The sequence below is a fragment of the Pseudomonas sp. KCJK9000 genome (assembly GCF_046230725.1).
Classification (GTDB): Bacteria; Pseudomonadota; Gammaproteobacteria; order Pseudomonadales; family Pseudomonadaceae; genus Aquipseudomonas; species Aquipseudomonas promysalinigenes.
Genome location: NZ_JBJJLN010000015.1, coordinates 37,142 through 49,707, shown reverse-complemented (window position 1 = coordinate 49,707; position 12,566 = coordinate 37,142). Strand labels below are relative to the sequence as shown.

The following is a 12,566-nucleotide window of genomic DNA, read 5'->3' as shown; positions in this document are numbered from 1 at the left end:
ACCAACCAAGACTTATCGATAGGTGATATCGAAAGTCGCCACGGCATTGACACGGCCAGTACCGATGCCACGAGCGGTCACATCGCCATCGGTGTTCACAGTATCTGCAACCAGGCGAACATACGACGCGGTGAAATCGAACGTGTTATTGGAGGGGCGCAGGGTGTAAGCAGTGCTTTCAGTGTTAAGCGGCAGTTTCGCACCGGTGCGAGCATCGGCGATCTGGATACCCAGACCCGATACTTGATTGCTGCCGACCATGCCAAGCACAGTCGCATCCGTTGCGGCAGGCTGGCCGCTGAACTTCACGGTGGCGTTCCTCATGGTCGGCCCGCTGCAGTTCTCCAGCGAAATGCTGAACGGCGTGGCTTCTACAGTGGACAGTGCGCCGACAGTGTTAGGGAAGTCTGCAATACGCACTTGGCCCATATCGACAGCCTGGGTAACGCTTTGGCTGTTGATGGTGCAGGCGTTGTCATTGACTACACCGGTGAATTCAATCTGGCCATCTGCTGCATGCACAGCAGTCATCATGAAAGATGCCAAAAGAGCAGCGCAGGATATTGCGGGGTATTTGATCGAACGTACAAACATGAGAGGCCTCGCTTAATGGAGTGATAGAGCCCCTGCTGACATCCGCGTTGATTAGCAGGGTGGCGCTACTATCGCTTTCGAGGCGCGGCGCTGACATAAGACGAGTCTCAAAGCTGAGATCTGGGCTGCGAGGCAGGCGAGTTGCATGGGGGCTTTTTGCACAAAGCGAATCGGCTTCATAGCTGGCCCAAGCGCTGCGAATTATATTGTTCTGCGTGCCTGAGCCCGTGTTGCTGGGGGCCCGGAGGTGGGGATGATGACCGCCCGACTTATTGGGCTGAACTTTGCTGCTGCTCGTGGCTTCCTCTGCATACCGAGCGCAGCAACGACTGACAAGCCAAGGCTCGAATCACAGGGGGTGAGAACATGATCGATCCAGCTACAGGTATGAAACCGGGTGAACGTTACCGCGTCGATAACGTTGAGCGCGCCCATCAGTTTCCAGGCTTTTTCCAAGATGGAAAGTATTATCTAGGCCCCGAGCTTCTCACCGCCGTTGGATGGCTGGAGGGTACGCGCTTCATCTACGACAGCCTGGATGCCGAAGGTGAACCGGTGTTCCCAAACAGGGAGGCAGGGACAGTCGAAGGGCTGACATTGACGCTGGTCGATGGTACCGCGCTTGGACTCTCATTGGTCGAGCCCGACGAGCTGATAATGCCACTCGACAAGCCAATTGCCTCTGATTCCAAGCACGCGGCGGTCGATAAACCGAAGTGTGTCAGGGCACCTATGGGCGCCAAGAGGGTGATACTCGGTGCGGCAGCGCTTGGGTTCTTGGCAGGATTGGTTATTGCCCGCGCCGGCCACGGAAAACACTGACACTCGGCACACGGTTATGGACGGCTCCCGCGCCCGAGGCTCGGTCCATAACCGGTGTTCAAGGGCTGGTCTGCCCCTACTGGGCATGGTTCAACGACTGGTACCAGTCTGCATATGGGGTAGATTCAGCCAGCTTGCGATTGTAATCCGGGCTGCCGTCGCCCCACCAAACCGCCCCCCTCTCGCCCAGGCCGACTTTGGCGGCGTTCACTCGCGACCGTGCAGACGCCAGCATGCCTTCGTCACCTGCGCGCTTGGCATTTTTGACATCACGGCGAGCATCCATTAAGTCATGTACGAGCCGTTGCCGCTCTGTCTCACTCAGGCTGGGATTGGTGCAGCGCCAGAGCCGCCCTTTTACCACGAAGTAGCGCCCATCGGGGGTCTTGGGGTACACAGATTCACCTTGTAAGGCTTAAGGAGATTCAAACCGAAAAAACGCAAGTCGCCTATGTCCATGAGAGGTTGTAGAGTCGCGATTTCAAGTGCTCTTTAGAAAGCGAAGCGGTGGCCAAGTTGGCGATCAAAGGGTGCGCCGCAGCCAACTAAAGCTTGAAACGCACATGAACACAGCTTTTGTCATCCTGGCGATCAACTGCCACCGCCGCACCGCCATACCCTGAATAGCTCTTGACCAGGCGCATACCAAGTCCGGTTCCCGTGGGCTTGGGGTAATGATCAGGAAAGCCGTCCCCCTCATCGCGTACGGTGAGTAATGCATCGCCACCCATATGCTTGACGATGACCTCGATCGAACCCTTGCCATATTTGAGCGCATTGGTAATCAACTCGGAGATCACCAATCCCAATGGGGCCATTCTTTCGGGCGGCAAGACAAAATCGTCCGCTTCCAGAGAAATGTGTCGGTCGGCCAACGCCTTGCCCAGATCACCCAACAAAGCGCCAAGGTACTGAGGGGCGCGCACATCTTGATCTTCAGCGGCCTGGTACAGGCGCTCGTGAACGCTGGCGATGGTAACCACGCGCCCTGCGGCGGTTTCGAGCTGCAACTTCACCGCCGTATCCGGCGTCAGGTTGGCTTGCAATAAAAGCAAGGTATTGACCAGGTGAAGGCTGTTTTTGACACGATGGTGTATTTCTTCCAAAACCAGGTCGCTGCGACTTTGCCTGTTATTCTGAGCCTCAATGAGCGAAAGCAGTTGTGCTTCGTAGAGATGCCGCTCAGTGATATCCCGTGATACGGCGATGACACGCTCGACCTTGCCGTCTGGACCGAGGATCGGCGCAACGGTGACATCCCAAAACTTCGGTTCATCGGGAGCGATGGGGCAACTCGCTTCAAAGCGCACGGTTTCCCCGGCGCAGACTTTGGCTACCGCCTCCCCCGCAATCGATCGCGAAGCCTCGGGCCATAGGTCATACCAAGGCTGGCCTTTGACGCTGGCCAGGTCAGTATTCATGAACTTCAGCCCGGCTTCGTTCATGAACTCGATCTCGCCGTTCGCGGTGAGGATCTCCACCCAATCTGGGCTCGCATTCAAAATAGTTTCGGAGTGAGGATCGGGAACTGGCACATCTATGCCTGCCGATATGCGTTCGACAGCCATAGAGATTACGTTGGAGATGCCTTCAAGGAATACCAGGTCGCTTTCGACGAAGTCATCCCCGTTGCTACTGTCTGCTTCGAGTACGCCGAACGGGCTCAGCACACCTCGGATCGGCACGTTTATAGCCCGTTCAATCCCATACTTCTTCAACAAATCGGGCGTACGAAAGCGACTTTCCATCCCCAAATGATTCGAGAGCACTGGCCGATAAGTCGCCAACGCATAGCCGGCAGGGCTTGCCGCGTCCGCACCCACGGTCGCTTGCCCGATGTCATCAGCATCCCAGCCAACACCGTGAGTCAGAACAAAGCCGTCCTCATCCGCCGGTTGCAGCACCTTGGAGAAGCGAGTGCTCATGCCTTCAGCCACCACTTCACAAGCATGGGTCAACAATTGGTCCAAGTCTGCAACTTTCAGAGACATGACGCCGAACTCGACCACCAGCTCGTGTTGACGGTGCAAGCGCGCGTGAGTCTTCTGCAAGGCCGCTCGGATGGTTTCGTCCACGGGTTGCTGCATAGTATTTCCTACTGAATCAACGGAGAACGCGTAAAACCGTTCCCAACGTGAAGGCGGCTCGCTTGCCACTCCCTAAGATAGCCGGTAATCCGTCAAGGCGCATTGCACTGGATAAGGCCTTGGATCAACGGACCAAAGCGTTCGCACTCATACCCGCAGGACCGCTTGTGCCTTGGATTTCTATCGCTTGCGGGCTTCGTACCACGCCAGCAGCGGCTGTACGCTCAAACCATGCACCAGAATACTCAACGCCACCACGCAGAGAACCAAGTTGATACTTTGCTCAGCCAGCGCTGGCAACAGCCCATGATTCAGGGCGTAGAACAGGTAGTAGAAGCTCCCGATGCCGCGAATACCGAACCAACCCAAAAGTCCTCGTTGTCGAAGCGTCAGCACACCTGGCCGCGGGAACAGCAAGACGCTCACTGGCCGGATCACCACAAACAACGCAGCGGCGACCGGCACTGCTCGCCAGTCCCAATGTTCGATGAGCACCACGCCAAGCATCGTGACAAGAAACACCTCCATTGCTCGCTCGATCAAGCTCCCGAACGCCAACATGTCACCCAACATGATCCCTGCCGCCACCTGCGAGTCAGCGAGCGCTTGCACATCCCCTTTCACAGCACGCTCCGGCGCCGCATGCTGATGCCCTACCACAGGCTGTACAAGATGCTCGGCCGCTGGGTCCTCTGGGTTACTGGAAGTCTGAACTTCGGCCTGGCGTAAACCCAGCCCTGCCGCGAACACCGCAAGAAAACCATAAGCCTGAATAATCTCGGCGCTCACGTAAGCCAGCGCGATCAATGCTAGCGCCAGATAATCATTGGGCGATACGGTGCAGTCATCGTTGCGCAAACGTAAGTAGAGGGTAAGCTTGCCCAGCCCACGCCCCATGAAGTAGCCGAGCAACAACCCAGCAGGCACGGCCCAGAGCATGTCCTTGACCAACCACTCACTGAACCACGGCTGACCGGATTGCTGTTGCAGGAACAAGCCAAGCATCACGAAGGGAAAGGCCACACCATCGTTGAGCCCAGCCTCACCAGAGAGGCTGAAACGCACCGGATCACCATCCTGGGCATCGGCGACCTGCACCAAGGTGGCAAGCACCGGGTCGGTGGGTGAGAGAATCGCTCCAATCAGAAGCGATCCACCCCAGCCCAGTTCAAAGCCGTAATGCAGCAACAGCGTCACACCCGCGATACAACTGAGCATCACCGGCCCTGCCAAATAAAACGCGCTCCACCATCTGCGGTCGCGCAACGGCAGGCGCAGCTTCAAGCCGTTGAAGAACAGAGAAAACAGCACTGCAACTTCGGTGAGATGCTCCATCCAGCCACTGGATTCGCTCAAGTCAAGCTGAAGCAGGCCCAGCCCGGAGGTGCCCAAAAACATGCCGAGCCCCAGACACACCAGTGATGATGTTACAGGGACCCAGCGCAAATACGATGAAGAGAGCGCCAGCAGCAGTAATACTGCGCCCAGCATGGCGAACCAGACAATGAACGTCATCTGAGCAGAGGCCTTCAGAGATTCATGCAATCATTTTCCAAGCGCAAGCCGCACATCTTGCGCGGCGAAACCTGCCGGGCTCAGTTATTAACCCAACACGCTTAGCGTTTGAGCCTATCGCTGTTTCGAGCCGTTTTCTGCGCCGTGGAATCATGAGCAGTGCCGGTGGACCCATCAGGGCGGTGAGCATCGTTGTCGCGCTCCTGCTCACCTTGGGTGTTGGTTTGCGAAGTTTCTTTTTGCGTATCGCTACCCTTGTTCATAGGGTTCTCCTCAACGTTGTCTATGAGTAAAGGCAGTCAGGCAGCGGCCAAAGTTCAGGGCAATTGCATCCGTGGAGATAGGCGGCCACGAAGGTGAAGCCCTCTGTTACACCCACTACTCATCAAGTAAGCCGTGTATGTGATAGCCCTCTGCTCACTAGCCCATTCACGAAGGGTCGATGTTCACAACGCCAATATGGGCATTGGCGACTGCGCGCGTAATCCTTATCTGTCTGCTCTGTAGCCATTGCACCTACAAGTACAGCGCATTGCCGTGACCGCGCGCGATGCAGACCATGTCCTCATCGCCAGGCACACGGCCACCGCAACGAGGAATCCCAGAATGGCCAGAAATACCGACAACTGCGCCGATCTGTAGTGGCCGAACCCAACCGCCCCCAGCACAACGACACTGTCCACCGACGCTTCGGCGCCATTAGGGCGCCGTTGGCTTGCTGAGCGCCACGTTCATCCGTGCAACCGCGAAGAATTTCATCACACGAGAAAAGGAAACTGCATGACGACTTTTCGATACGGCGACCGCTCCCAGGCGGTTCGGCACCTGCAGCGCAAGCTCAACGACAGAGGCGCCCAGCTGATCGCAGACGGCTTCTTCGGCGATGCCACCGAAGCCGCGGTGAGGGCCTACCAGGTCAAGGCTGGTCTGGTCGGCGATGGTATCGCCGGGCCGAAAACCTTGGCTGGCCTGCAGGGGCTGGACACCGGGAAACTCCTCAAGCACGCAGACCTGCTGCAGGCATCACTGCGCCTGGGGGTGGCTGTGGCGGCGGTGTACGCGCTCAATGAGGTCGAATCCAAAGGGTTTGGGTTCCTGAGCAACGGCAAGCCAGTCATCCTGTTCGAGCGGCACGTCATGTACGAGCGCTTGCAACTGCCGCGCACGCCTGCCGACGACCAGCAGCAGCTGATACGGCGCACTTTGTTGCTTGCCAAGCAGGCGCCCACTCTGGTCAACCCGAAGGCCGGCGGTTACATCGGCGGAACCGCCGAGCATCAGCGTCTGGCCCAGGCTTGTCGGCTGGATGAACTGGCGGCGCTGGAGTCTGCGAGCTGGGGCGCGTTTCAAGTCATGGGGTATCACTGGCAGCGCCTGAATTACTTGAGCATCCACGACTTCGTGGCGGCGATGAACCGCAGCGAAGCGGACCACCTTGAGGCCTTCGTCCGCTACATCGAGGCCGACGCCGACCTGCTCAAGGCCTTGAAGGCACAGCAGTGGGCGACGGTCGCCAGGCTGTACAACGGGCCCGACTACCAGCGTAATCTGTACGACGTGAAGCTTGAGCGTGCCTTCGAGCGCCACCAGAACCTTGCTCTGGTAGCCGCGTAATGGACCTGCGCAACAGCTTGCTAGGAGCGGCGTTGGCCGCAGCCACCACGGTTGGCGCGTGGGGGTGGTGGCAACGGACTCAACTGTTGGTCGAGCAGAAAAACGCCGAGGGTCTGACGCAGCAGCTAGCAACCGCCGAGACCGAAGCCCGCCGCAACCGCGCCACCGCCACAGCGCTGCAATCTACCCTGGAGCACGAACGCCAAGTGCAGGCGCAGCTGCGCAAACTCCAGAGTACCCTGCGCACCGGCCTGGCCGAGCGCGAGCGCCTGATAGAGAGCCTCAAGCATGACAACGAAACACTGCGAAACTGGGCTGATCAGCCTTTACCTGATGCTGCTCGCCGGCTGCGCGAGCGCCCCGCTATCACCGGGGCCGACGCTTATCGTCAGTGGTTGTCCAGTGGTAGTGCCGTGCCAACTGCCGGCGACCACGCCGGGCAAGAACGGCCACTTGCTCAGTGACCAGCAACGCACGGAACTAGCTTGGGCCGAGTGCGCAGCTCAGGTGGACAGCGTGTACCAATATCAGGTGAACCACCAACCCCGATAGCTTGCGCGAGGGACTGATGACGCAAGTGCCCGGGCTCAAGATAAATCCCGACCGGCTGCGGCGTGGTTGGTCGCTCACAAAGGTGAAGAAAATAGGCGTTCGCCAGCTAGATGCCGCGTCGGAGCGGATCGCGGCGCAGATGTGGCAAACGTCGACGGCGGCGATCCTCACGCAACATGCTTAGTGGGTTAGCGAGGATGCTCGAATGATGGGGTGGGCGAACCAGGCGCAGACGCTGACCCTGAACGCACAAAAAAAGGGGCCACAAAGGGCCCCTTCCTTCTGCCTGATGTGATTAGAGTATTCCCAAAACGCTCCCACTTGAGGGGTTAGCGGCGGTCAACATCAATCAAGTCGGGCACTTGTATGGCGGAAGCGTAGAGATTCGAACTCTAGGATAGTTGCCCATCGACGGTTTTCAAGACCGTTGCCTTAAACCACTCGGCCACGCTTCCAACTTGTTTGCGGGCGCCATAATACCGTAATGAAACACGCTGTCAAACTCTCTGTGTCGCGGGTTGCGGAGCGTCTGTTAGACTGCTCGCATCTGTAACGTCCATAACCACGGATTCCATAAGGAGTGTCGCCATGCGCGAACAGGATTACGCCGTACACCACGGCCAGCAAGCCGAGCAGCAGGAGGTCAGCAAGGTCCTGCGCAACACGTACAGCCTACTGGCACTCACCCTCGCTTTCAGCGGTGTCATGGCCTTCGTGGCCCAGCAGATGCGCGTCGGCTACCCGAACGTGTTCGTCGTGCTGATTGGCTTCTACGGTCTGTTCTTCCTTACCGCCAAACTGCGTGATTCGGTATGGGGCCTGGTATCTACCTTCGCCCTCACCGGTTTCATGGGCTTCATTCTCGGCCCAATCCTCAACCGTTACCTGGGTATGGCCGGCGGCGCCGAAGTGGTCAGCTCGGCATTCGCCATGACTGCGCTGGTGTTCGGTGGTTTGTCGGCTTACGTCCTGATCACCCGCAAAGACATGAGCTTCCTCAGCGGTTTCATCACCGCAGGCTTCTTCGTGCTGCTCGGCGCTGTCGTCGCCAGCTTCTTCTTCCAGATCAGCGGCCTGCAATTGGCGATCAGCGCTGGCTTCGTGCTGTTCTCGTCGGTCTGCATTCTGTTCCAGACCAGCGCGATCATCCACGGTGGTGAGCGTAACTACATCATGGCGACCATCAGCCTGTATGTTTCGATCTACAACCTGTTCATCAGCCTGCTGCAATTGTTCGGCATCATGGGTCGTGACGACTGATTGACGCTGCCTAAGAAAAGCCCGCTTCGGCGGGCTTTTCTTTTTCGAGTGCGAAAGTCAGGCTGGCTACCTACTGAATTGCTGACTAAAAAGTCAGATTATCGCTGATCCTGTCGCCATCGTGGATGCCCCTACCGCAATCGCGCACCTCGCCGTAGAATGCGCTCCTTTTTCTTCCGGGGCGGCTTCAGCGATGAGCTCACACGAACACGGCCCAGGCGCGGCAGCGCCTGCCAATGAACTGGTACTGGGCCTGGAGGACAAGCCACGGCTGTTGATCGGCCTGTTGGCCGCCCTGCAGCACCTGCTGGCGATCATCGTACCCATCGTCACCCCAGGCTTGCTGATCTGTCAGGCATTGGGCGTATCGGCGCGTGATACCAACCTTATTGTCTCCATGTCGCTGGTAATTTCCGGGATCGCCACGTTCATCCAGTGCAAGCGCTTTGGCCCGTTCGGTGCGGGGCTGCTGATCGTTCAGGGCACCAGCTTCAATTTTGTCGGGCCGCTGATAGCCGGTGGCGCGCTGATGGTCAAGCAGGGCACACCAGTGGAAGGCGTGATGGCGGCTATTTTTGGCGTGGTGATTGCTGGCTCATTCGTCGAAATGGGCGTGTCACGCATCCTACCGTTCGTTAAACGGCTGATCACGCCTTTGGTAACCGGTATCGTTGTGCTCATGATTGGCCTGACGTTGATCAAGGTAGGCCTGATCAGCATGGGCGGCGGGTTTGGCGCAATGGCCAACGGTACTTTCGCCAACGGTGAAAACCTGCTGTTGTCGGGCGCCGTGCTGGCGGTGATCGTGATCCTCAACCGTATCCCGGTGGTGTGGATGCGCAGTTGCGCCATCGTCATAGCGCTGGCGGTCGGCTATGCCCTGGCCGGCTACCTTGGTCGCCTCGACTTCACCGGCATGCACGAAGCAGCGCTGTTCCAGGTGCCGACGCCACTGCACTTTGGCCTGAGTTTTTCCTGGGCGCTGTTCATTCCCATGCTGGTGATCTACTTGGTCACTTCACTGGAAGCGATCGGCGATGTCACCGCCACCAGCAAGGTTTCCCGCCAGCCCGTCGAAGGCCCATTATGGATGTCCCGCATCAAGGGCGGCGTGCTGGTCAACGGCGCCAACTCACTACTGGCCGGCCTGTTCAACACCTTCCCCAGTTCGATCTTCGCTCAAAATAACGGCGTAATTCAGCTGACCGGAATCGCCAGCCGCCACATTGGAATCTGGATTGCCGTAATGCTAGTAGTGCTGGGCCTGTTCCCAAGCGTGGCAGGTGTGATTCAGGCGGTGCCGGAGCCGGTGCTTGGCGGCGCCGCCATGGTTATGTTCGGGGCAGTTGCCGCATCGGGTATCAACATCCTGGCCAGCACCCGCCTGGACCGCCGAGCCTTGCTGATCATTGCGGTGTCGCTAGCCCTGGGCCTTGGGGTGGCGCAGGTGCCGGAGTTTCTGGCGCACATGCCGGCAGCTGTGCGCAATGTGATGGAGTCAGGCGTTGCGACCGGGGGTATCTGCGCCCTGTTGCTGAACTGGTTCCTGCCGCAGAGCAACGATAACGCCTGATCCACGCCCGCCCAATCGACAAAGCCTGCGCCCACTTGCGCGGGCTTTTTGCTTTATCATGGCGGCATTATTCAGCATGAGTTGCCCATGAAATTCGCTATCGCGGTTTTTTCCCCTGCCCATGCGCCCTCCTCGCGCCGCGCCCTGCGTTTTGCCGAGGCGGTGCTGGCTGGCGGGCATGAAATTGCCCGGCTGTTCTTTTATCAGGACGGCGTACACAGCGCTTCGTCCAACGTGGTCGTGCCTCAGGATGAGCAGGATATCGCCGGCCAGTGGCGTACCTTCGTCGAAAACAACCGACTTGACGCGGTAGTGTGCATCGCTGCCGCCCTGCGCCGTGGCGTGCTCGACAAAGCCGAGGCCAGCCGCTACCAGCGCCCGGCAGTAAACCTGCACCAGCCGTGGGAGCTATCGGGCCTTGGCCAACTGCATGAAGCCGCGCAAAACGCCGACCGTCTGGTCTGCTTCGGAGGTGACTGAAATGGCCAAGTCCATGTTGATCATCAGCCGGCAGGCACCTTGGAGCGGCCCATCCGCGCGCGAAGCGCTGGACATTGCCCTGGCTGGCGGGGCATTCGACTTGCCGTTGGCCATGGTGTTTCTCGATGACGGAGTATTGCAGCTGATGCCCGCCCAGCAGCCTGCGGCCGTTCAACAGAAAAACCTCGCCGCCAACCTTCAGGCACTGCCGATGTTTGGCGTCGAGCAATTGTATGCCTGCCAGCACAGCCTCGCCCGCCGCGGCCTGAGCGCAGATAGCTTGGAGCTGTCGGTACAGGCATTGGACGATGACGAGTTAAAAGCCTTGATTGCCCGTTTTGACCAGGTGGTGACGCTTTGATGGCAACCCTGCATGTTCTATCGCATTCCCCTTTCGGCGACGAGCGCCTGAACAGCTGCTTGCGCTTGTTGGGCGCTGATGACGGCGTGCTCCTGTGCGGCGATGCGGTCTATGGCCTGCGCGAGGGCAGCGACGCTTACCGCCAGTTGCAGGCTGCTAACCTGCCAGACCGACTGTTTGCCCTCGAAGAGGACATGCAAGCCCGTGGCGTCAGCAGCACCTTGGCCCAGGCGGTGGATTACCCAGCCCTCGTTGAACTGTCGCTGCAATTTTACAAGGTCAATAGTTGGCTATGAGCACCCTGAACGTTGGCGAACGCAATATCGCCTTGGACAAGGAAGGCTTTTTGGTCGACCTGCAAGACTGGTCGCGCCCTGTGGCCGAGGTTCTGGCCGAGCGCGAGGGCATTGCCCTGACCGCCGACCATTGGGAGATACTGGATTTACTACGCCAGTTCTACGACGAATACCAACTGTCGCCGGCTACTCGCCCATTGATCAAATACGCCGCGCTCAAGCTGGGCGCTGAAAAGGGCAATAGCCCGCATCTTAACCGCCTATTCAACGGCACCCCTGCCAAATTGGCTGCCAAGCTGGCGGGCCTGCCCAAGCCGACCAATTGCATATGACCGATCTGCGCCCTCTGACTCTGGAAACACCGGGTGAACACCCCTTCGCCGAATTCGTGCGCATACTCGGCAAAGGCAAACGTGGCGCCCGCGGGCTGACTCGCGAAGAAGCTCGGGCCGCCATGACATTGCTGCTCGAAGGAAAAGTCGCAGACACGCAGCTAGGTGCCTTTCTGATGCTGCTGCGCCACAAGGAAGAAAGCGCCGAAGAGCTTGCCGGCTTCACCGAGGCCCTGCGTGCTCAATTGCAGGCGCCGCGCATTGCCGTTGATATCGACTGGCCGACCTATGCGGGCAAAAAGCGTCACCTGCCTTGGTACCTGCTCAGTGCCAAGTGCCTGGCAACCAATGGCGTGCGTATTTTAATGCACGGTGGCGGTGCGCATACTGCCGGGCGCATGTACACCGAACAGCTACTGGCATTGCTCAAGATCCCACTGTGCCGCGACTGGGCTGCCGTAAACCAAGCCTTGGACCAGCAGCACCTTGCCTTTGCGCCCTTGCACGACTGGGCGCCGCAGTTGCAGCGGATGATCGATCTACGTAACACCCTGGGCCTGCGCTCGCCCATTCATTCCCTGGCCCGCGTGCTGAACCCGCTGAACGCACGCTGCGGCCTGCAGAGCATTTTCCACCCCGGTTATCAGGCAGTGCACCGTGAGGCGAGCCGTCTGCTTGGCGATCATGCCATAGTGATCAAAGGCGACGGCGGCGAAATCGAGGTCAATCCTGACGTCATCAGCCATCTTTACGGTGCACGTGACGGCCAGGCCTGGGACGAGGAATGGCCAGCGCTGAGTGAACGCCGCCATGTCAAACCGCCAAGCCTGCAGCCTGAGCACCTGCTCGCTGTTTGGCGCGGTGAAGCTCAGGACAGCTACGGTGAAATGGCCGTGGTCGCGACAATGGCCTTGGCCTTGCGTGGCCTTGGGGAAAATCGCGAGCAGGCTTTCGCGACCGCCCACAGCTATTGGGCCGCACGGAACCAATCGAAAAACTAGATACTGACCTGGCAGTATTTGCGCTAGTTGTTCGAACGACTTTCCCTAGACTGAGCTCCAACGACAAACAGTCCTGTTT

The 12,566-nt window shown here is 58.7% G+C and carries 14 protein-coding genes, 1 tRNA gene and 2 pseudogenes; 11 read left to right on the top strand and 6 right to left on the bottom strand.

Annotation, left to right across the window (positions count from 1 at the left end):
- Positions 1-12 precede the first annotated feature (12 nt).
- Entirely contained in the window at positions 13-594 is a 582-nt protein-coding gene (locus ACK59H_RS09440; RefSeq protein ID WP_060480460.1) for a fimbrial protein, read from the bottom strand.
- A gap of 366 nt (positions 595-960) precedes the next feature.
- Between ACK59H_RS09440 and ACK59H_RS09435 the strand changes: the two are divergent.
- A pseudogene (locus tag ACK59H_RS09435) lies at positions 961-1,258 on the top strand (short-chain dehydrogenase); the annotation flags it as partial.
- A gap of 234 nt (positions 1,259-1,492) precedes the next feature.
- On the opposite strand, the gene ACK59H_RS09430 reads toward ACK59H_RS09435, so the two are convergent.
- The 4 genes from ACK59H_RS09430 to ACK59H_RS09415 form a co-directional block, all read right to left on the bottom strand.
- Positions 1,493-1,813 carry a hypothetical protein gene (locus tag ACK59H_RS09430; protein ID WP_060480462.1) on the bottom strand — a complete coding sequence of 107 codons (321 nt, stop codon included), beginning with the start codon at positions 1,811-1,813 and terminating at the stop codon, positions 1,493-1,495.
- Between the two features lie 148 nt (positions 1,814-1,961).
- Positions 1,962-3,503, bottom strand: coding sequence for a PAS domain-containing protein (locus ACK59H_RS09425; protein WP_060480463.1), 1,542 nt, complete (start codon positions 3,501-3,503; stop codon positions 1,962-1,964).
- 180 nt (positions 3,504-3,683) lie between these two features.
- Positions 3,684-5,018 (bottom strand): cation:proton antiporter, encoded by a 1,335-nt coding sequence (locus ACK59H_RS09420; protein WP_409264415.1) that lies wholly within the window; start codon positions 5,016-5,018, stop codon positions 3,684-3,686.
- A 101-nt stretch (positions 5,019-5,119) separates the two neighbouring features.
- Positions 5,120-5,281 (bottom strand): hypothetical protein, encoded by a 162-nt coding sequence (locus ACK59H_RS09415; protein WP_196375163.1) that lies wholly within the window; start codon positions 5,279-5,281, stop codon positions 5,120-5,122.
- Positions 5,282-5,798: 517 nt separating this feature from the next.
- Here ACK59H_RS09415 and ACK59H_RS09410 point away from each other — a divergent pair.
- The 3 genes and pseudogenes from ACK59H_RS09410 (at position 5,799) to lysC (ending at position 7,184) form a co-directional block, all read left to right on the top strand.
- On the top strand, positions 5,799-6,632 hold the full coding sequence (locus ACK59H_RS09410) for an N-acetylmuramidase domain-containing protein (RefSeq protein ID WP_060480465.1): 834 nt from the start codon (positions 5,799-5,801) through the stop codon (positions 6,630-6,632).
- Positions 6,632-7,000: pseudogene (locus tag ACK59H_RS09405) on the top strand (LysB family phage lysis regulatory protein); the annotation flags it as partial. The gene ACK59H_RS09410 and the pseudogene ACK59H_RS09405, both read left to right, overlap by 1 nt.
- Complete coding sequence (gene lysC, locus ACK59H_RS09400) at positions 6,921-7,184, top strand: Rz1-like lysis system protein LysC (protein WP_230849803.1); 264 nt, start codon at positions 6,921-6,923, stop codon at positions 7,182-7,184. The pseudogene ACK59H_RS09405 and the gene lysC, both read left to right, overlap by 80 nt.
- A gap of 367 nt (positions 7,185-7,551) precedes the next feature.
- Here lysC and ACK59H_RS09395 read toward each other — a convergent pair.
- A tRNA-Ser gene (locus tag ACK59H_RS09395) sits at positions 7,552-7,639 on the bottom strand.
- 133 nt (positions 7,640-7,772) lie between these two features.
- Between ACK59H_RS09395 and ACK59H_RS09390 the strand changes: the two genes are divergently transcribed.
- From ACK59H_RS09390 to ACK59H_RS09360, 7 genes are all read left to right on the top strand, one after another.
- Positions 7,773-8,444 (top strand): Bax inhibitor-1/YccA family protein, encoded by a 672-nt coding sequence (locus tag ACK59H_RS09390; RefSeq protein ID WP_027919754.1) that lies wholly within the window; start codon positions 7,773-7,775, stop codon positions 8,442-8,444.
- 193 nt (positions 8,445-8,637) lie between these two features.
- A complete protein-coding gene (locus ACK59H_RS09385; RefSeq protein ID WP_409264414.1) occupies positions 8,638-10,017 on the top strand; it encodes a nucleobase:cation symporter-2 family protein in 1,380 nt (459 codons plus the stop codon).
- An 87-nt stretch (positions 10,018-10,104) separates the two neighbouring features.
- Positions 10,105-10,497 (top strand): sulfurtransferase complex subunit TusD, encoded by a 393-nt coding sequence (tusD, locus tag ACK59H_RS09380; protein WP_409264413.1) that lies wholly within the window; start codon positions 10,105-10,107, stop codon positions 10,495-10,497.
- Position 10,498: 1 nt separating this feature from the next.
- Entirely contained in the window at positions 10,499-10,858 is a 360-nt protein-coding gene (gene tusC / locus ACK59H_RS09375) for a sulfurtransferase complex subunit TusC (protein WP_060477769.1), read from the top strand.
- The gene (gene tusB / locus ACK59H_RS09370; protein ID WP_409264412.1) at positions 10,858-11,154 is read left to right on the top strand and encodes a sulfurtransferase complex subunit TusB; all 297 of its coding nucleotides are present in this window, start codon (positions 10,858-10,860) and stop codon (positions 11,152-11,154) included. Before tusC ends, tusB begins: the two co-directional genes overlap by 1 nt.
- Complete coding sequence (locus tag ACK59H_RS09365) at positions 11,151-11,486, top strand: TusE/DsrC/DsvC family sulfur relay protein (RefSeq protein ID WP_060477771.1); 336 nt, start codon at positions 11,151-11,153, stop codon at positions 11,484-11,486. Before tusB ends, ACK59H_RS09365 begins: the two co-directional genes overlap by 4 nt.
- Positions 11,483-12,487 (top strand): glycosyl transferase family protein, encoded by a 1,005-nt coding sequence (locus tag ACK59H_RS09360; RefSeq protein ID WP_409264411.1) that lies wholly within the window; start codon positions 11,483-11,485, stop codon positions 12,485-12,487. The genes ACK59H_RS09365 and ACK59H_RS09360 overlap by 4 nt, the downstream gene beginning before the upstream one ends.
- The last annotated feature ends 79 nt before the right edge of the window (positions 12,488-12,566 follow it).